General features: G+C 64.6%; 19 protein-coding genes (1 of these 19 only partly in view). 10 read left to right on the forward strand and 9 right to left on the reverse strand.

All coding sequences use genetic code 11. The annotated features are described in order from the left end of the window. A protein-coding gene (gene pobA, locus SPBM01_RS12020) for a 4-hydroxybenzoate 3-monooxygenase (RefSeq protein WP_188062045.1) crosses the window boundary here: on the reverse strand, positions 1-664 show its 5' portion. It extends 506 nt beyond the left edge of the window; only the first 664 of its 1,170 coding nucleotides appear in the window; its start codon is at positions 662-664; its stop codon lies beyond the left edge, outside the window. Between the two features lie 195 nt (positions 665-859). After that, positions 860-1,318: a MarR family winged helix-turn-helix transcriptional regulator gene (locus SPBM01_RS12025; RefSeq protein ID WP_188062046.1), complete on the reverse strand. Its 459-nt coding sequence runs from the start codon at positions 1,316-1,318 to the stop codon at positions 860-862. Between the two features lie 74 nt (positions 1,319-1,392). On the opposite strand from SPBM01_RS12025, the gene SPBM01_RS12030 reads away from it, so the two are divergent. From SPBM01_RS12030 to SPBM01_RS12060, 7 genes are all read left to right on the forward strand, one after another. Further along, positions 1,393-2,856, forward strand: coding sequence for an aldehyde dehydrogenase (locus SPBM01_RS12030; RefSeq protein WP_188062047.1), 1,464 nt, complete (start codon positions 1,393-1,395; stop codon positions 2,854-2,856). 55 nt (positions 2,857-2,911) lie between these two features. Next, positions 2,912-3,757 carry a p-hydroxycinnamoyl CoA hydratase/lyase gene (locus SPBM01_RS12035; RefSeq protein ID WP_188062048.1) on the forward strand — a complete coding sequence of 282 codons (846 nt, stop codon included), beginning with the start codon at positions 2,912-2,914 and terminating at the stop codon, positions 3,755-3,757. An 86-nt stretch (positions 3,758-3,843) separates the two neighbouring features. After that, on the forward strand, positions 3,844-6,006 hold the full coding sequence (locus SPBM01_RS12040) for an acetate--CoA ligase family protein (RefSeq protein WP_188062049.1): 2,163 nt from the start codon (positions 3,844-3,846) through the stop codon (positions 6,004-6,006). A 24-nt stretch (positions 6,007-6,030) separates the two neighbouring features. Next, positions 6,031-6,591 (forward strand): DUF3237 domain-containing protein, encoded by a 561-nt coding sequence (locus SPBM01_RS12045; protein ID WP_188062050.1) that lies wholly within the window; start codon positions 6,031-6,033, stop codon positions 6,589-6,591. 38 nt (positions 6,592-6,629) lie between these two features. Beyond that, complete coding sequence (locus tag SPBM01_RS12050) at positions 6,630-7,925, forward strand: MFS transporter (protein WP_262504138.1); 1,296 nt, start codon at positions 6,630-6,632, stop codon at positions 7,923-7,925. Between the two features lie 46 nt (positions 7,926-7,971). Beyond that, positions 7,972-8,880, forward strand: coding sequence for a helix-turn-helix domain-containing protein (locus SPBM01_RS12055; protein ID WP_188062051.1), 909 nt, complete (start codon positions 7,972-7,974; stop codon positions 8,878-8,880). Next, positions 8,877-9,104 carry a hypothetical protein gene (locus SPBM01_RS12060; RefSeq protein WP_188062052.1) on the forward strand — a complete coding sequence of 76 codons (228 nt, stop codon included), beginning with the start codon at positions 8,877-8,879 and terminating at the stop codon, positions 9,102-9,104. Before SPBM01_RS12055 ends, SPBM01_RS12060 begins: the two co-directional genes overlap by 4 nt. A 64-nt stretch (positions 9,105-9,168) precedes the next feature. Here SPBM01_RS12060 and SPBM01_RS12065 read toward each other — a convergent pair whose 3' ends face one another. From SPBM01_RS12065 to SPBM01_RS12090, 6 genes are all read right to left on the reverse strand, one after another. After that, entirely contained in the window at positions 9,169-10,110 is a 942-nt protein-coding gene (locus SPBM01_RS12065; protein WP_188062053.1) for a Gfo/Idh/MocA family oxidoreductase, read from the reverse strand. Positions 10,111-10,194: 84 nt separating this feature from the next. Further along, the gene (locus tag SPBM01_RS12070) at positions 10,195-11,040 is read right to left on the reverse strand and encodes a class III extradiol dioxygenase subunit beta (RefSeq protein ID WP_188062054.1); all 846 of its coding nucleotides are present in this window, start codon (positions 11,038-11,040) and stop codon (positions 10,195-10,197) included. Then, the gene (gene ligA, locus SPBM01_RS12075) at positions 11,040-11,462 is read right to left on the reverse strand and encodes a protocatechuate 4,5-dioxygenase subunit alpha (RefSeq protein ID WP_188062055.1); all 423 of its coding nucleotides are present in this window, start codon (positions 11,460-11,462) and stop codon (positions 11,040-11,042) included. Before ligA ends, SPBM01_RS12070 begins: the two co-directional genes overlap by 1 nt. Then, the gene (locus tag SPBM01_RS12080; protein ID WP_188062056.1) at positions 11,459-12,484 is read right to left on the reverse strand and encodes an amidohydrolase family protein; all 1,026 of its coding nucleotides are present in this window, start codon (positions 12,482-12,484) and stop codon (positions 11,459-11,461) included. Before SPBM01_RS12080 ends, ligA begins: the two co-directional genes overlap by 4 nt. Before the next feature lie 119 nt (positions 12,485-12,603). After that, positions 12,604-13,497, reverse strand: coding sequence for a DUF1932 domain-containing protein (locus SPBM01_RS12085; protein ID WP_188062057.1), 894 nt, complete (start codon positions 13,495-13,497; stop codon positions 12,604-12,606). A gap of 64 nt (positions 13,498-13,561) precedes the next feature. Then, positions 13,562-14,713: a LysR family transcriptional regulator gene (locus SPBM01_RS12090; RefSeq protein WP_188062058.1), complete on the reverse strand. Its 1,152-nt coding sequence runs from the start codon at positions 14,711-14,713 to the stop codon at positions 13,562-13,564. Positions 14,714-14,817: 104 nt separating this feature from the next. On the opposite strand from SPBM01_RS12090, the gene ligK reads away from it, so the two are divergent. Genes ligK through SPBM01_RS12105 form a run of 3 tightly spaced genes read left to right on the forward strand, consistent with a single transcriptional unit; the run spans position 14,818 to position 17,454 of the window. Further along, positions 14,818-15,492 (forward strand): 4-carboxy-4-hydroxy-2-oxoadipate aldolase/oxaloacetate decarboxylase, encoded by a 675-nt coding sequence (gene ligK, locus SPBM01_RS12095; RefSeq protein WP_188062059.1) that lies wholly within the window; start codon positions 14,818-14,820, stop codon positions 15,490-15,492. Further along, entirely contained in the window at positions 15,485-16,549 is a 1,065-nt protein-coding gene (locus SPBM01_RS12100; protein WP_188062060.1) for a 4-oxalomesaconate tautomerase, read from the forward strand. The genes ligK and SPBM01_RS12100 overlap by 8 nt, the downstream gene beginning before the upstream one ends. Beyond that, a complete protein-coding gene (locus SPBM01_RS12105; RefSeq protein ID WP_188062061.1) occupies positions 16,546-17,454 on the forward strand; it encodes an amidohydrolase family protein in 909 nt (302 codons plus the stop codon). Before SPBM01_RS12100 ends, SPBM01_RS12105 begins: the two co-directional genes overlap by 4 nt. A gap of 12 nt (positions 17,455-17,466) precedes the next feature. Here the strand turns inward: SPBM01_RS12105 and SPBM01_RS12110 are convergent, their stop codons facing one another. Continuing rightward, on the reverse strand, positions 17,467-18,930 hold the full coding sequence (locus SPBM01_RS12110; RefSeq protein WP_188062062.1) for a carboxylesterase/lipase family protein: 1,464 nt from the start codon (positions 18,928-18,930) through the stop codon (positions 17,467-17,469). Positions 18,931-18,963 lie beyond the last annotated feature (33 nt).

The raw sequence follows: 18,963 nt of genomic DNA on the forward strand, positions 1-18,963 counted from the left end.
TATAATAGCGACTGCGCGTGGCCGACCGCATCGAAGCCAGAGCAAAGCCACGCGCATGATTGGCATAGATGAGTTCATGGTTACAGGGCGGCACATCGGCCAATATGCCCAGCCAGCCGAAGGGATAGACCTTCTCGTAAGCGGTCGCAACCGATGCCGGGATCGCCTGACGCGAAGGGCCATGGAAGCCATCGCAGCCGCAAATGAACTGCGCGTCGATCCGGTGAGCCGCGCCGTCCTTGGCATAAGTCACATAAGGCGCGTCGCCATCGACATCATGCAATGCCACATCGCCCGCTTCATAGATGATCTCCAGCCCACGTTCGGGCGCAGCGTCCATCAGGTCGCGGGTCACTTCGGTCTGGCCATAGACCATCACCTGCCTGCCGGTCAGCGCGGCAATGTCGATACGGATCAACCGCTCGCCATCGGCCAGATGAAAGCCGTCATGCGGAAGCCCTTCGGCGTGCATCCGCGCGCCCAGCCCCAGCCGGTCCATCAGGTCGGTCGCGGTCCGTTCCAGCACGCCCGCCCGGATGCGTCCCAGCACATAGTCAGGTGCCGCCCGCTCGACGATCACGGCCTCTATACCCTCCGCCCGCAACAAATGCCCCAGCATCAGCCCGGCCGGCCCAGCCCCGATAATAGCAACCTGCGTTTTCATGACACGCCTCTCCCATAATGTCTCGATTGTGGCGATCATGCCCGCGGATGATGGCAGGAGACATGGCTGGAGCAACGAATTATTTGGATGATCCACCAGCCAGGGGCGCAGGATTTACCCAAAAGCTGCCCGATCCTTGCCCCATGTCATGGATGATCCGGCGGTTATGCCGGATAGAGCGCGGGGCGCTACAACTCAGGCATCACTCTCGTCGCCGCGCTCGGCAATCACTCTCAATGCTTCGCGCAGACGCGCCTGATCGAATCCGTCGAGCAGTGCTTCGAACCGTGCCTCATGCGCGCTCATCAGCGCATCGACCTGCGCCCGCATCGCATCCCCCGCGTCGGTCAGCGACAGCGCCAGCGAACGGCCATCGACCGGCGACTTCGTCAGAAACCCCTTGGCGACCAGCCCGGCGATCAGCGGCACCATATTGGCCCGCTTTATCCCCAGCATCCGCCCGACATCGCTCTGTATGCAATCGGGATTGGCACCGACCAGGATCAGGATCGTCGCCTCCACTGGCCGCAGCGCAACCTGCGCCAGTTCCGCGCCCAGATCGCCCATCATCGCGGACGACGCGCGCCGCAACAAATAGCCAAGGCGCGGGGAAATCGGATCGTTCAGGCCAGAGGCTGCTGCAATGTCTGTCATGCAACTGCGATATCGCTCTTGCGCATAACAATCAACATTGATATGTTTCATAACAATAACAGTGGAGTCGGGATATGCCTGCAAATGAAGTGCTTCTGATCGTGGGCGGCGAGCAACGCCGCGCCGCCACCACATTCGAACGTATCGACCCGGTGACCGGCGACATCGCCACCATTGCCGCCGCAGCCAGTGTCGATGACGCCATTGCCGCCGTCGATGCGGCAAAGGCCGCTTTCCCCGCATGGTCGGCGCTTGGCCCGACCGCGCGCCGCAGCGCCCTTATGAAAGCCGCCGATGCGCTCGACGCAAAAGCCGCCGATTTCGTCGACGCCATGATGGGCGAAATCGGCGCGACCGAAGGCTGGGCGCGCTTCAACCTGATGCTGTCCAGCGCCATGGTGCGCGAAGCCGCAGCCCTCACCACCCAGATTGGCGGGGAAGTCATTCCCTCCGACAAGCCCGGCTGCATCGCCATGGCCGTGCGGGAAGCTGCTGGCGTCGTCCTGTCCATGGCCCCGTGGAACGCGCCGATCATCCTGGCCACCCGCGCCATCGCCGTGCCGCTCGCCTGCGGCAACACTGTCGTTCTCAAGGCGTCGGAGCAATGCCCGCGCACCCATGGCCTGATCGTTCAGGCATTTGTGGAGGCCGGGCTTGGCGGCGGCATCGTCAACCTCATCACCAATGCGCCGCAGGATGCTGCCGATGTGGTCGGCGCGATGATCGACCATCCCGCCGTCCGCCGCGTCAATTTCACCGGCTCCACAGCCGTTGGCCGCATCATCGCCACACGCTGCGCGCAAAACCTCAAGCCCGTCCTGCTTGAACTGGGTGGCAAGGCACCGCTGCTCATTCTTGAGGACGCCGATCTGGATGAAGCCGTAAAAGCCGCTGCGTTCGGCGCGTTCATGAACCAGGGTCAGATTTGCATGTCGACCGAACGGATCATCGTGGTGGATGCCGTCGCCGACGCCTTTGCCGCGAAATTCCAGGCCAAGGTCGCAACCATGGCCGTGGGTGATCCGCGCGAAGGCAAGACCCCGCTGGGCGCAGTGGTGGACACCAAGACCGTCGCCCATGTCCAGTCGCTGATTGCCGATGCGCTGGCCGCAGGCGCGACACAGCTCAACGGCGGCGACGTGTTAAACGAAGGCGGCGGCGTGCTGATGCCCGCCCATGTCATCGACGGCGTCACCCCGGACATGAAGCTGTTTCGCGACGAAAGTTTCGGCCCTGTCGTCGGCATCGTCCGCGCCCGCGACGAAGCGCACGCCATCATCCTTGCCAACGACACTGAATATGGCCTCTCCGCCTCGGTCTTTACCCGCGACACGGCACGCGGCCTGAACGTCGCGCGTCAGATCCAGTCGGGCATCTGCCACATCAACGGCCCGACCGTGCATGACGAAGCGCAGATGCCCTTCGGCGGCACCAAGGCGTCGGGCTATGGCAAATTCGGTGGCAAGGCTGGCATCGACAGCTTCACCGAACTGCGCTGGATCACCATGGAAACGCAGCCGGGCCATTTCCCGATCTGAACCGCATCCGCACGATCCAGTTGCTTATTCTTCCATGCCCTTGAGGAGCATCATCATGACCACCGAAATAGATCCCATCGAACTCGCGACCGTTGCCTACACTGTCGAAAACGGCATCGCCTGGGTCAGCTTCAATCGCCCGGACAAGCGCAACTGCATGTCCCCCCGCCTCAATCGCCAGATGATGCGCGTGCTGGACGAACTGGAATTTCGCAGCGACGTCGGCGTCCTTGTCCTGTCGGGCGAAGGCACGGCATGGTCGGCAGGCATGGACCTGAAGGAATATTTCCGCGAAACCGAAGCCGACGGCCTGCGCGGCACGCGCGGCGCGCAGCGCGAAAGCTATGGCTGGTGGCGGCGTTTGCGTTGGTATCAGAAACCGACCATCGCCATGGTCAATGGCTGGTGCTTTGGCGGCGGCTATGGCCCGCTGTTCGCTTGCGACCTCGCCTTTGCCGCTGACGAAGCGCAGTTTGGCCTGTCGGAAATCAACTGGGGCATCCTGCCGGGCGGCGGCGCGGCCAAGGTCGCGGTCGAACTCACTGGCTTCCGCAACGCCATGTATCACGCGATGATGGGCGAAAATGTCGATGGCCAGACGGCGGCGCAATGGGGCTTCGTCAATGAATCGCTCCCCCTCGCCGACCTCAAGGCGCGCGTCACCGACGTCGCCAACGTCCTGCTGAAAAAGAACCCCGTGGCGCTGAAAGCCACCAAGGACTCGATCCGTCGCGTCCGCGAAATGACCTATGACAATGCCGAGGATTATCTGATCCGCGCGCAGGAAGCGGCCAACAGCTACGACAATGAAGGCCGCAAGGAAGGCATCAAGCAGTTCATCGACGATAAGAGCTACAAGCCCGGTCTTGGCGCATACGACAAGTCCAAACATAGCGCCTGACCCTTTTCCTCCTCCCCCTGACCGGGCCGCCACATAAGGCGGCCCGGCTTTCTTCCTGCCTTCACAGTCTTTGGAGAGACAGACCCATGACGGTCGAGACCCTGAACCAGCCCGCCGCAACCGCCTCCGGCACCCACAGCCGCGCATCGCTCGACCGGCTGCTGCGGCCCCGCTCGGTCGTCATCGTCGGCGCGTCCGACAAGCCCGGCGCGCTGGGCGCATCGGTCCTGTCCAACCTCACCCGCAACGGTTTTGCCGGCGACATCCATCTCATCAATCCCAAGCGTGCGGAAATCGGCGGACGCCCCTGCCTGCCCTCGGTCGATGCGCTGCCTGACGGCGTGGACGCGGCCGTCCTTGCCATTCCCCGCGTCGCCGTGCTGGACACGATCAAGGCGCTGGCCGCACGCGGGGTCGGCGCGGCCGTCATCTTTTCCGCCGGTTTTGCCGAAGGGGGCGAGGAAGGCTTGGCGGAACAGCGTGAAATCGGGCGCGTCGCGGCCCAATCAGGCATGGTGATCGAAGGTCCAAATTGCCTTGGCATGACCAATTTCATCGACTGCGTGCCGCTGACCTTTGTGGAAACCAACGCCACGCCGCTCGGCGATCGTCCCGGCATCGGTATCGTGTCGCAAAGCGGGGCAATGGCCTGCGTCCTTGGCACAACGCTCGCCGCGCGCGACCTGGGCCTCTCCTTCTCCGTCTCCACCGGCAACGAAGCGGCCAGCGGCGTCGAGGATTATGTCGACTATCTGCTGGACGATCCCTCGACGCAGGTGATCGCCATGATCGTCGAACAATTCCGCAAGCCCGCCCGCTTCCTCGCCGCCGCCCGCCACGCGCGCGATCTGGGCAAGACGATCGTCCTGCTTCACCCCGGCAAATCCAGCGCCGCGCGCGAATCCGCCGCCACTCATACCGGCGCAATGGCGGGCGACTATCAACTCATGCGGGTCAAAGTGGAGCGCGCCGGCGTGATCTTCGCCGAAACGCTGGAGGAACTGGGCGACATTGCGGAAATCGCCCTGCGCTGCCCCACCATCCCGGCAGGCGGCGTCGCCGTGCTGGGCGAATCCGGCGCGTTCAAGGCGCTGACGCTGGACCTGTGCGAAGGCCTCGCCCTCGACCTGCCCCAAGTGGACGACAGCAATGCCCCCGCCCTGCGTGCCGCGCTGCCCGATTTCGTCGGCGTCTCCAACCCGCTGGACATCACCGCGCAGGGGCTGGTCGATCCCGACCTCTATTATCGCACCCTCGCCGCCCTGTTCGGCGACGATCGCTTCGGCAGCGTGGTCGCGGGCATCATTCAGACTGATCCGGTAACCGTCGGCATCAAACTGCCCCCCATCCTGCGCGCGGTCGGCGACCTCAAACCGACCAAGCCGGTCATTTTCGCCGGATTGGACGACGGCGCGGATATTTCGCCTGATTATATCGCGCAACTGCGCGCCTTCGGCATTCCCTATTTCCCATCGACCGAGCGCGCCTTCCGCGCCCTCAAGCGACTCAACGACCATGCCCGCCGCGACTTTGCGACCGGCGACACCAGCCCGCTACCTGCCCCCGGCCTGCCGGAAACGGGCGGCGTCATCCCCGAATATCGCGCAAAGGCCATCCTCGCCCCGCTCGGCATCCCCTTCCCCACCGGCGCTTTCTGCACCAGCGTCGACGAAGCGCTGACCGCCGCCGCCGCCATTGGCTATCCCGTCGCGCTCAAGGCCCAGTCGGCCGATCTCAGCCACAAAAGCGACGCAGGCGGCGTGGTCCTCAACCTGACCGATGCCGACGCCCTGCGCGCCGGATGGGACCGGCTCTACAATAATGTCGCTGCCTATAATGCGGGCCTGTCGCTCGACGGCGCCCTGCTCGAAGGAATGGGCGCGCGCGGCGTCGAACTCATCATCGGCGCGAAAAGCGATCCCGACTGGGGTCCGGTCATCCTCGCCGGTTTCGGCGGCGTAACGGCGGAAATCCATCAGGACGTTCGCCTGCTTAACCCCGACCTGACGCTCGAAGCAATCATCGCCGAACTCTACAAGCTCAAGGGCGCACCGCTGCTGCATGGCTTCCGCGGATCGCCCGCGCTGGACGTGGAAGCCGCCGCGCAGATGATCGCGACCCTCGGTCGCATCCTGATCGCCGAACCGGCAATACGGGAGATCGACCTGAACCCCGTCATCCTTTATCCCAAGGGCCAGGGCGCAATCGCACTTGATGCCCTCATGCTGACGGCGGCGAAAGACGACTGACGCAACACAGAAACAGGAGAGGGAATGACTGACGCCCTGCATCGCCGCACCTTGCTCAAGGCCATGCCCGCTCTTGCCCTCACGGGCGCAGCGACGCCTCTGGCCGCCACGCCACCGGCAGCGCTGGCTACGCCCGCGCTTACCCTCGCCATGCGCCTGCGCGTGCTGATCGGCGCGCCGCAGGAACTGGGCATGGTGGATGGCGTGCGCAAGCGCATCATCCCCATCACCGGCGGCACGGTGGAAGGCCCGCGCCTGACCGGCCGGATATTGCCCGGCGGCGCGGACTGGCAATCCATCCGGGCCGACGGCACTGCCGACATCCTCGCCCGCTATTCCATAGCGGCAAGCGACGGCACGATCCTCTCCATCACCAACCCCGGCTATCGCCATGGCCCCGCCCCGGTGCTGGCCCGCATTGCGAAGGGCGAAGCCGTCGATCCCGCCCTCTATTATTTCCGCACCACCCCCCGGTTCGACGTCGCCAGCGACGGTCCCCACGCTTGGCTGGGCCGCACCGTCTTTCTATGCACCGCCGCGCGCTATGGCGACCATGTCGCGCTCGACATTTTCGCCGTCGGCTGACACCAAAGACAATAATCAGAACAAGGACAGGATCGCCGATGACCGACATCAGACGTCAGCTGGATGAAGCGCCGATGGGACGGCTTCAGGTCGCGGCGATTATCCTGTGCATCCTGCTGAACGCGCTCGACGGGTTCGACGTGCTGGCCATCAGCTTCGCTTCCCCCGGCATCGCGTCAGAATGGGGGATTGATCGCGCCGCACTTGGCCTCGTCCTGTCGATGGAACTGATCGGCATGGCGGTCGGCTCGGTCCTGCTCGGCAATCTGGCCGACCGCATCGGTCGCCGCCCGACCATCCTGCTATGCCTTGTCGTCATGGCCGGCGGCATGGCCGCCGCGACGCAGGCCTTCAATGTCGTCTCGCTGTCCGCCATCCGCCTGGTCACGGGCCTTGGCATTGGCGGGATGCTCGCCTGCACCAATGCGATGGTCGCCGAATTGTCCAGCGCCCGCGCACGCAGTCTGGCCGTCGCCATCATGGCGGCGGGCTATCCGGTCGGCGCGATATTGGGCGGATCGGTCGCCTCGCAATTGCTGGTGTCGGGCGGCTGGCGCGACATCTTCCTGTTCGGCGGCATCGTCACGGCCCTGTTCCTGCCGTTAAGCTGGTTTCTGCTGCCCGAATCCATTGGCTTCCTGCTGCAAAAGCGGCCCGCCGACGCGCTGGCGCGGATCAACCGCCAGCTTGCGCGCATGGGCCACGCCCCTGCCGACGCCCTGCCCCCGGTCGATGCGGCCGCGCCAAAGCCCTCCTTCGCTGCCCTGTTCGGTCCTGGCCTTGCCCGCACGACAATTCTGCTGACGCTGGCCTATTTCTGCCACATCATGACCTTCTACTTCATCCTGAAATGGGTGCCGAAAATCGTCGTGGACATGGGCTTTGCCCCGTCGGCGGCGGGCGGCGTGCTGGTCTGGGCCAATGTAGGTGGCCTGCTCGGCGCGCTGTTGCTCAGCCTTTTGAGCTGGCGCATGTCGGTGCGCGCGCTCATCATCGTCGCCATGCTCTGCTCGTCGGTGATGGTGACCCTGTTCGGGCAGGGGCAAACCACGCTGGCGGGATTGAGCCTGATTGCCGCCGCCGCCGGTTTCTGCACCAATGCCGGGGTCGTGGGCCTCTATGCGCTGATCGCCCAATCCTTCCCGACCGCCGTGCGCGCCGGGGGGACAGGCATCGTCATCGGCATCGGGCGCGGCGGCGCGGCGCTTGGCCCGATCCTCGCGGGCTTCCTGTTCACCCTCGACTTTGGCCTGCCGACCGTCGCCATCGTCATGGCGTCGGGTTCGCTAATTGGTGCGGCGCTGTTGATGCTGCTGCGCGCGCGCCCCGCCTGACCGCTTGCGGCCGGGGACGGGCAGTGGCATATATGGATGATCCACCATGTCCATCCCGCCCGTTCCTAGCTTCTATCTCTATGGCGAACCACAGCGCAGCGTGGCCGAAGGCTTCGTCCATGTCGAAAGCCTGGACGACCGCTCTCGCCCCAGCGAATGGACGATCCGCCCGCATGTCCACCGCGACCTCAACCATATCATCCTGATCGCACAGGGCGGCGGCGCGATGCAGGCGGAGGGGGCGCAAGTCGCCTTCGACGCGCCCTGCCTGCTGCTGATCCCGGCGGGCATCGTCCACGGCTTTACCTGGCATCGCGAATCGTCGGGCCATGTCGCGACCATCGCCGACAGCTATCTGCGCCACCTCATCGCCCGCGACGCAGATCTCGCTCCCCTGTTCGCTCACCCCCATGCCGTGATGTTGCCGCATGATGAAGGCGACATCGCGCACGCCGCCATCACCCGCATGAGTCAGGAACTGGGCTGGGCCGGGCCGGGCCAGCGCGCGGCGGTCGAATCCACCCTCCTCGCGCTGATGGTGCAGGCGCTTCGCCACGCCACTGTGTCGCAACAGGCGCAACCCGGCACGCAGCGTCAGGCCGCGCTGGTCGCCCGCCTGCGCGAACGGATCGACCAGCGCTTTCGCCAGCGCGAAGCCGTGACCGACCATGCCCGTGCGCTGGGCGTCAGCCTCACCGCGCTGCGCCACGCCTGCGCCCGCGTCGCCAACAGCTCCCCTGCGCAAATGCTGGACGACCGTGCCCTGCTGGAGGCGCGCCGCCTGCTGCTATATTCGCAACTGTCGGTCACGGACATCGCCTATGCCATCGGCTTTGACGATCCGGCCTATTTCTCGCGCTTCTTCGCTCGCCATATCGGCCAGCCGCCCCGCGCCTATCGGGCAAGCCAGGGGAAGGTTGACGCGGGCGACGCCGCCTATATGGGTCGGGCATGACAGCGGAAAAGCTCATCGACCTGCTCGTGGCCCGGCTGCTGCGCGAACATGGCAAAAGCAAGCATCACTGGCGCAAGGTGATCGGCACCATTCGCCTCTACAGCATCGCCACTCATCCCCATTGCAACTGGAACGCGGCCCCCACCGGAAATTTCGCGGACGTGGCGCTGATCGAAAATATCCTCGACGACCTGCGCATGGCGCATCCCCTGCTGACCCGCTGACGCAAAAGAGGGCGCAGCGGGTTTCCCCCGCCACGCCCTCTGTGCGACCCCGAAGGGATAGCAATCAGCCCGCCAGTTGCGTTTCCAGCTCGCCCAGCACGCGATAGCAATCGAACACCTTGGTGACGCTCGAATTGGGATCGCGGCCTTCGCGGATCGCGCTGATGAACTCGCGGTCCTGCAACTCGATGCCATTCATCGACACGTCCACCTTGGACACGTCGATCGGCTCGTCCTTGCCGGTGAACAGATCGTCATAACGCGCCAGATAGGTGCCGGTGTCGCCGATATAGCGGAAATAGGTGCCCAGCGGCCCGTCATTGTTGAACGACAGCGACAGGGTACAGATCGCCCCGCTCTCGCTTTTCAGCTGGATCGACATATCCATCGCGATGCCCAGTTCGGGATGAATCGGTCCCTGCATGGCATGGGCCGACACGATCTTGCCCGCCTGATAAGCGAACAGATCGACCGTATGCGCGGCATGATGCCACAGCAGATGGTCGGTCCACGACCGCGCTTCACCCTTCGCATTGATATTCTTGCGGCGGAAGAAATAGGTCTGCACGTCCATCTGTTGCAGGTTCAGTTCGCCTGCCGTGACCAGATTGTGGACATATTGATGGCTGGGGTTGAACCGCCGCGTATGCCCGACCATGCAGGTGAGGCCCGTCTCCTGCTGCTTGGCCAGCACCGCCTGCGCATCCGCCCAGCTGTCGGCCAGCGGAATTTCCACCTCGACATGCTTACCCGCATCCATGCACGCGATGGCCTGCGCCGCGTGCATCTGCGTCGGCGTGCAAAGGATCACCGCATCGACATCGTCGCGCGCCAGCGTCTCATTCAGGTCCGTCGTCACATGGCCGATGCCATATTTCGCCGCGACCGCCTTGGTCGCTTCCAGTTCGCGGCCGATGATCGACGTGACGCTAACGCCGTCGATATTCTTGAGGCCATCAAGATGCTTTTCGCCAAAGGCACCGGCACCGGCAAGAGCAATACGCATGGGTTTCTCCATCTATCTTATGCCCCTCCCGTTCAGGGAAGGGGTCGGGTGGGTTGGCGAGCCACGCAAGCCCGCGCCAATTGCCTAGGCTACAGGTTCCAGCACCAGATGCCCGACCGCCGTGTTGCTGGCAGGCACATGATAATGGCGATGCAGCGCCTTGACCTTTGGTCCCAGCGCGCCGCGCATGATCAGCCACATGACCATCTCGATCCCTTCGGACCCGGTTTCGCGCAGATATTCGATATGGGGAATCGCCCGCAACGCCTGCCCGTCGCCCTCGATCATCATGTCGAGGAAGCGGTTGTCCCACTCCGCGTTGATCAGGCCCGCACGCGGTCCCTGCAACTGGTGGCTCATGCCGCCCGTGCCCCAGATCTGGACGTTGATGTCCTGCGGATAACTCGCCACCGCCCGCGCGATCGCTTCCCCCAGCAACCAGCAACGGTTGCCCGACGGCGGCGGGTAAGTGACCACATTGACCGCCAGCGGCACGACCTTGCACGGCCATGCTTCGGGCTGCCCGAACATCAGGCTCAACGGCACGGTCAACCCATGGTCCAGGTCCATCTTGTTGACCATGGTCATGTCGAATTCGTCGAGGATGCAGGATTGGGCGATGTGCCAGGCCAGGTCGGAATCGCCGATCACGTCCGGCACCGGGCGCGGTCCCCAGCCTTCGTCCGCCGACGTATAGCGATCGGCACAGCCAATGGCGAAGGTCGGGATGAAGTTCATGTCGAACGCGGTTGCATGGTCGTTATAGACCAGAATGACCACATCGGGCTTTTCCGCCGCTTCCCACGCACGGGTCCAATCGAACCCGGCGAAACAGTCCTTCCAATAGGGTTCCTGCGTCTTGCCATGGTCGATGGTCGCACCCAGCGCGGGGATATGGCTGGACGCGACGCCTGCGGTAATGCGTGCCATCAATAGGGATCCTTCTTGGAACGCAGGCCAACCGGCGACCGGCCGCCTGCGATCATCATCGCCTGATAGTCGGGGGCGCTCATGCCGGTCATGGTGCCGACCGCCTGCAAAAAGCTGATTTCGTCGGTGAAAAACACCTTGGCCAGGAAATAGATATTCCCGCCCAGATCCAGCGCGGCATTATAATCGCGGTCCAGCACGGCCTGCTTCTGCGGCTCGGTCATCGGCCATTCGTCCAGATAAGCCCGCTCGTCCGCCTTGAAACGGGTGCGATTGTCCGCATTCATCAACGTCATGCAGAACTGGTTGAGCCAATAGCCCTGCCGCGCCCGCGCCGTGGTGAATACCCGCGTGCCGGGAATATCCTCCAGCTCCGCCAGATATTCGTGAATATCCTGCCGCTTGGGGTCTTCGGTAATCACAGCCCGCGTTCCTTCAACTGCGCGTCCAGACGCGGGAATACGCGCCGGGCATTGCCCTCGAAAATCGCCGCCCGTTCCGTTTCGCTGATGTCCAGCGCATCGACATAGCGTTTGGTGTCGTCGAAATATTGCCCGGTCGTCGGGTCGATGCCACGCACCGCGCCGACCATTTCCGACCCGAACAATATATTCTTGTTGTCGATCACATCGGCCAGCAGGTCGACGCCGGGCTGATGATAGACGCAGGTGTCGAAGAAGATATTGTTCATCAGGTGCGTCGACAGGTCGGGCTTCTTCAACATGTCAGCCAGCCCGCGATAGCGCCCCCAATGATAGGGCACCGCGCCGCCGCCATGCGGAATGATGAAGTGCAGCGTCGGGAAATCCTTGAACAGGTCGCCTTCCAGCAACTGCATGAACGCAATCGTGTCCGCCGCGATATAATAGCCGCCCGTCGCGTGCATCGCCGGATTGCAGCTGCCCGACACATGGATCATCGCCGGCACGTCCAGCTCGACCATCTTCTCGTAAAAGGGATACCAGTAGCGGTCGGTCAGCGGCGGATGGGTGAAATGCCCGCCGCCCGGATCGGGATTGAGGTTGCAGCCGATAAAGCCCAATTCCGTGACGCAACGTTCCAGTTCGGCGATGCTGTTGGCCATGTCCGCCTTGGGCGATTGTGGCAACATGCACACTCCGACGAAGGTTTCGGGGAACATCGCCACCACCCGCGCGATCAGGTCGTTGCAACGCATCGCCCATTCCTTGGCCATCGCTTCATCGCCAACATGCGGGGCCATGGCCGACGCCCGCGGCGAGAATATGGTGAGGTCTGCGCCGCGTTCCTGAATCAGGCGCAACTGGTTCGCCTCGATCGTTTCGCGAATTTCCGCGTCGCTGATCTCCGGGTAAGGCGGCGCAGCCTCGCCCGCCTTGAATGCCGCCTTCTGCGCTTCCCGCCAGGCGTCATGCCCCTTGGGCAGGACGGTATAATGACCGTGGCAATCAATTATCAGGCTCATGCGCGCATATCTCCGACTATCCTAGCTGACTTGCCCCACGCCTGGCCGTGCTCCCGCGAAGGCGGGAGTCCAGTTCCGACGGCGGGACTAGGCTCCTGCCTGCGCAGGAGCACGTAACCCTATTCCGCAACCTCGCGTACCACAGGCACGGCCGATCGACCGATCACACCAATCTTGCCCGCCAATCCATCCGGCGGCACCTTCGCGCCCAGCGCACCAATCGCCCGCTGCCGCGCCACCGTGCCGCGCGTCATAGCGGCGCCCGTGCCAAGTCCATCGAGCGTCTTGACCACTTCCTCCATCTCCGCCGCGCGGCGCAGGCCATGCACCAGCATCCGATCGAGATTATAGTCCGCACGCGCGCCCCAGGGCTTTGCTTTCTCGCTCGCGTCCAGCGACGCCAGCACTTCGTCCAGCACATCGGCCGCATCCGCCGCCAGCACACATTCGGCCGTCAGCGCCTCGATCCCCTTGACCATGACCGACCGGATCATCTTGATAGACGATGCTCGCCCGACGTCCGCGCCGACAACGCGCATCTTGCCAAAGCCCAGCGCCCGCAAACCCACTTCCGCCGCTCCCGCCTGCGCACCGCTCAACAATAATGGCACGTTCAGCCGCGCCGGATCGACCGGGGCCATGACGGCTACGTCGACATAATGCGCGCCCGCTGCCTCGATCGCCCGTGCCGCTGCCTGCTTGGTCTGCGGCGCAACGCTGTTCATGTCGCAAAACAGCGCGCCCGGCGCGATCAGCGCAGCGGCCGCTTCCGCCACGGCCAGCGCCTGATCCGCCGTCACCAGCGACAAGATCATGCCGACCCCGTCCAGCGCATCTTCCAGAAAGCGCGCAGGCAGCACGCCCGCCTGCGCATAAGCCGCCAGCATCGGTTCGCGCGTGGTCGCACATTCCGTCTTGGCGTCATAGACATGGGCGGCAGCTGCCCAGTCCCCTGCCCGTGCAAAGGTGGACCCTGCTTCGCCAAAACCGATCAGACCGACTTCCTGCTCCATGCGTAAAAACATGCAATATCGCGCGCAGCGTCGCCAATCATATCCGGGAGCATATTATAAGAATTTACGAATGTATATCTACTACTGCCTGCGCGATGGCCGCCATGAACTGCTGCTGCAACCGCGTCGGTCGCCAGTCCGCCCGGCTCGTCAGCCCAATGGTTCGGCTGATGTCGCCCGGTGCCGGACCAATATCGGCCAGCATCCCGCTGTCCATTTCGACCCGCAACTGGTCGACCGACAACAGCGTCAGATAATCGCCGCTGACCAGCAATTGCCGCACCGTCATCACCGACCCGCACTCGATCGGCACGGCGGGCAGGTCGCCGCCCAGCGCCGCGAACATCGCTCGCCACAATTGCCGCAACGGCGTCCCTTCGGGCGGCAGTATCCACGGAAACCGGCGTAGATCGTCCGCATCCCAGCCGTGACGGAGCGGATGGCCCGTCCGCGCAAAAATCGTCGGCCTGTCCTCGAACAAGGCTTGCTGCACCAGATCCTGCCCCACCGACGCATCGCGCAGCGCGCCGACCATCATGTCGATTTCGCCGTCGCGCAATGGCCCGACCAGTTCGGCGTGCGATCCTTCGACCACCGAAATATCGACCTGTGGAAAATCCCGGCGAAACCGGGTGATCGCCAGCGGCAACAACCGCGCCCGGCTCAGCGGCATCGCCCCCACCAAAATCCGCCCGCTTTCCTCGCCGCGCAACTCGGCAATTTCCTCCAGCCCCTGCCGCAACTCCGCCAGCGCCAGCCGCAACCGCCGCGCCAGCGCCACCCCCGCGCGCGTCAGCATCAACCCCCGGCCCCGCCGCTCGGCCAGCCGCGTCCCCAGCGCCAGCCCCAGGTCGCCCACCGCCCGGTGCAACGATGGTTCCGCCACACCCGCCAGCGCCGCCGCACCGCCATAGCTACCCGCCTGCGCCAGCGCGACGAAGGCACGGACCTGCGCCGCCGTCACCCGGTTGCTGCCGATCAGCCGCAACGCCACCTCCACGCGCGGCGCAAAGCGTAACGCGACATCGGTCGGCGACATGCCGCCCGCCCGCCGCTCGAACAGCGCCACGCCCAACTGCCCCTCCAGCTTGGCAATGCCCTGCGTCACCGCAGGCTGGGTCAGGTTCACGGCCCGCGCGCCCAGGCTGACGCTGCCCTGATCGACCACAGCGACCATGGCGGCCAGGTGCCGGATATTGAACTGGTCTGCTTTCATTTCCTACGATTAGCAAAATCTAATGGCATTGCGCCAGAACGGATTTGAGAATTGCGCTGATACTGTCCATCTCGCTGTCTGTTTTGGGAGAAGGAGCAAGCCCCATGTCCGGCATCGTCGTCCAGAAAATCGAACGCGCAGACCTGTCCGTCATCGACGGCCTTGCCCAGTGCGGCGTGGCCACCGTGCATGAAGCTCAGGGTCGCACCGGCCTGCTCGCCCCGCACATGCGCCCCATCTATCCCAGCGCGCGCATCGCGGGCAGCGCCGTCACCATCTCGGCCCCTCCCGGCGACAACTGGATGGTCCATGTCGCGATCGAACAATTGCAGGAAGGCGACATCCTCGTCCTCGCGCCCACCAGCCCCTGCACCGACGGCTATTTCGGCGACCTGCTCGCCACATCGGCGCAGGCGCGCGGCTGCCGCGGCCTCATCATCGACGCGGGCGTCCGCGACCTGCGCGACCTGAAACAGATGAACTTCCCCGTCTGGTCGAAGGCGGTTCATGCCCAGGGTACGATCAAGGGGACGCTGGGCAGCGTCAACGTCCCCATCGTCTGCGCCAACGCGCTGGTCAATGCAGGCGACGTGGTGATCGCCGACGATGACGGCGTATGCATCGTGCCGCGCGCCGATGCAGCCGCCGTGCTGGAAAAAGCACAAGCCCGCGAAGCCGCCGAAGAAGCCAAGCGCGTCCGCCTGGCCGCAGGCGAACTGGGCCTCGACATCTACAATATGCGCCCGCGTCTGGAAGAAATGGGCCTGAAATATGTCTGACGTCTCCACTTCCGCAAAGGTGATGTGGATGCGCGGCGGCACGTCGAAGGGCGGCTATTTCCTCAGGGCAGATTTGCCCGCCGACACCGCCGCCCGCGATGCCTTCCTCCTGCGCATCATGGGTTCGCCCGACCCGCGCCAGATCGACGGCATGGGCGGCGCGGACCCGCTGACCAGCAAGGTCGCGGTGGTGCGCAAGTCGGAACGCGACGGCGTCGACATCGACTATCTCTTCCTGCAAGTGTTCGTCGACCAGGCCATCGTCAGCGACGCCCAGAATTGCGGCAACATCCTGGCTGGCATCGGCCCCTTTGCCATCGAACGCGGCCTTGTCCCCGCGCAGGATGGCGAGACGCAGGTCGCCATCTTCATGGAAAATACCGGCCAGATCGCCATTGCCACGGTCCAGACTCCCGGCGGCATCGTGACCTATGACGGCAACGCCCGGATCGACGGCGTCCCCGGCAGCGGCGCGCCGATCCCGCTCGAATTTCGCGACACTGCCGGTTCCTCCTGCGGCGCGCTGCTCCCCACCGGCAATGCCTTCGATATGGTCGAAGGCGTCCGCGTCACTCTGATCGACAATGGGATGCCCTGCGTCGTGATGCAGGCGCGCGATGTCGGCATCACCGGCTATGAGGACCGCGACACGCTGGACAAGGACGCGGATCTCAAGGCTCGGATCGAGGCGATCCGCCTGGCCGTGGGAGAACGCATGAACCTTGGCGACGTCACCGAAAAGTCCGTCCCCAAGATGATGCTGGTCGCCCCGCCCCGCAACGGCGGCGCCGTCACCGTGCGCAGCTTCATCCCCCACCGCGCCCACGCTTCCATCGGTGTGCTGGGCGCGGTCAGCGTCGCCACCGCCTGCCTGATCGAAGGATCGCCAGCGGCCGACGTCGCCACCATTCCCGATGGCAATCGCAAGACGCTGTCGGTCGAACATCCGACCGGCGAAACCACCTGCGTCATGGAACTGGACGATAGCGGCACCGTCACCAGCGCCGCCATGCTGCGCACTGCCCGCAAGCTGATGGATGGAGAGATTTTCGCATGACGACCCAGGAAACCGGACGTATCATCAGCTGGCATGGCAACCCGTCCAAGCCGCTCTACACCCCGCCCCCCGGCGCGGTCGATGCCCATTGCCATGTGTTCGGGCCGATGGCGGACTTCCCGTTCAGCGCGAAGGCGAAATATCTGCCCGGTGATGCAGGGCCGGACATGCTGTTCGCCCTGCGCGATCATCTGGGTTTCGCCCGCAACGTCATCGTACAGGCCAGCTGCCACGGCACTGATAATGCCGCCACGCTGGACGCCATCGCCAAATCCAATGGCCCAGATGGAATACAAAGGGCCCGCGGCGTCGCCGTGGTCGATCCGGCGATTTCGGACGCAGACCTCACCGCCTTGCACGACGGCGGGATGCGCGGCATCCGCTTCAACTTCCTCAAGCGCCTGGTCGATGACGCGCCCAAGGACAAGTTCCTCGAAGTCGCCAATCGCCTGCCAGCGGGCTGGCATGTCGTCATCTATTTCGAGGCCGACATTCTCGAAGAACTGCGCCCCTTCATGGACGCCATCCCCGTGCCGCTGGTGATCGACCATATGGGTCGCCCCGACGTCAGCCAAGGACCGGACGGCCCGGACATGAAAGCGTTTCGCGCGTTCCTCGACAGCCGCGACGACATCTGGTTCAAGGCGACCTGCCCCGACCGGCTGGACTCTAATGGCGATCCCTGGAACGCCTTTGCCGATGCCGTCGCGCCGCTGGTCGCCGACTATCAGGACCGCGTGCTGTGGGGTACCGACTGGCCGCACCCCAATATGCAGGACGCGATTCCCGATGACGGCCATCTGGTCGACATGATCGCGCGCATCGCGCCCACGGCGGACCTGCAACGCAAATTGCTCGTCACCAATCCGATGCGGCTCTACTGGCCCGAAGAAGTGGCAGGCTGAACATATTCGGGGTCAGGGGATCAGCCCGGCCCCGACATCCTGCCCGGCCCATGCCTGCCAACGCTCCGCGTCCGGCCGCGCGGCGACATGGTCGGACAGGTTGAAGACCTTTACCTGTCCCTTGTCCGCTTCATAACCGGGCCAGTCATCGCCCGGCCTGCCATGCGCCACGAAATGCGCGATATGGCGCGTCATCCGCTGACCCAGCGCCGCGCGGCGTCCGGTCATCCGCCCGCCCCGCGCCAATGCCGCGCGCCATCCGTGCATCGGCCAGGTCAGCGTCAGGTCCAGCCCATGAGTCGCGCCTGCAATCGGGTGGGCATAATCGAACCGATAGAACCATGTCGGGCTATGGGCGGCATGGCGATCGGCGAAATGGCGGGTCGGCATGACGAAGGTCAGGTCGCTCGCCAATGCGCGCCGTCCCGCCTTGGTGCGCGGATAGGCGGACAGGATCGCCTGCGCCCGCTCGCCGCCCAATTGAGCGCGCAGCAATGTTTCCAGCGCGTTCCAACTGGTCGGCAAGATATCACCCGGCATCAGCTCGAACAACCGCACCTCGTCCCGCGTCGCCCCCGCCAGCAAGGGAACCGCCGCTGCCTGCGCCCGATGCACATCGGCCAGCGTGCCGGGGACCAGATCGCCGTCCAGCCATGGCGACGCCGGGATAGTGCCGGTATTGGCGGCCCCGACAGCCGCCTGCGCCTCGAACAGACGGCGCAGATCGACCGCCTGCAACGCGGTCAGACTTGCGCCATCGGCGCCCAGCACAGCGCGATATTCGCGCGCGATCGCTTCGCTCTTTGCCCGGCCATGGATCAGGCTGACGGCTCCGCTCTGCATGATCGCCTGATGAAAGAAGGGCTGTGCCGTCTGCGCGTGCAGCAATAGTGAAACGGACATCGACCCCGCCGACTGCCCGCCGATCGTCACTCGACCCGGATCGCCACCAAAGGCCGCGATATTGGCGTTGACCCATGCCAGCGCCGCAATCTGGTCCCGCAGGCCGATATTGGTCGGGATCGCCGGATCATCCAGCGCTGCGCCGAAATTGACGAAGCCCAGCACGCCGATACGATAGTTGATGGTGACGACGATGATGCCGCCATCGCGCGCCAGCGCCGTTCCGTCATAGCCATTGCCGCTGCCCGCGACGAATGCTCCACCATGGATCCAGACATAGACCGGCAGCGCCGCTGCGGGGTCGCGGGCGTCGGGCGCGTAAATGTCCAACGTCAGGCAATCTTCGGAAAAATCGGGCGCTGCCAGCCGCGCGCGCTTGACGGCATTGCCATACATTTGCGGGCATTGCGGACCGGGCTTGAGTCCGTCGCGCACCCCCTGCCACGGGTCGACCGCGACCGGAGCGGCAAAACGCGCTGCCTGCGCATAGGGAATGGACAGCCAGCGCGCGACACCACCCGCGCTCGCCCCGCGCACTACGCCCGCCTGCGTCGTGACCAGCCGTTCCGCCATTTCTGCTCCCCTTTTTCGTAATATACCCTGCTA

Source organism: Sphingobium sp. KCTC 72723, assembly GCF_014280435.1.
Classification (GTDB): domain Bacteria; phylum Pseudomonadota; class Alphaproteobacteria; order Sphingomonadales; family Sphingomonadaceae; genus Sphingobium.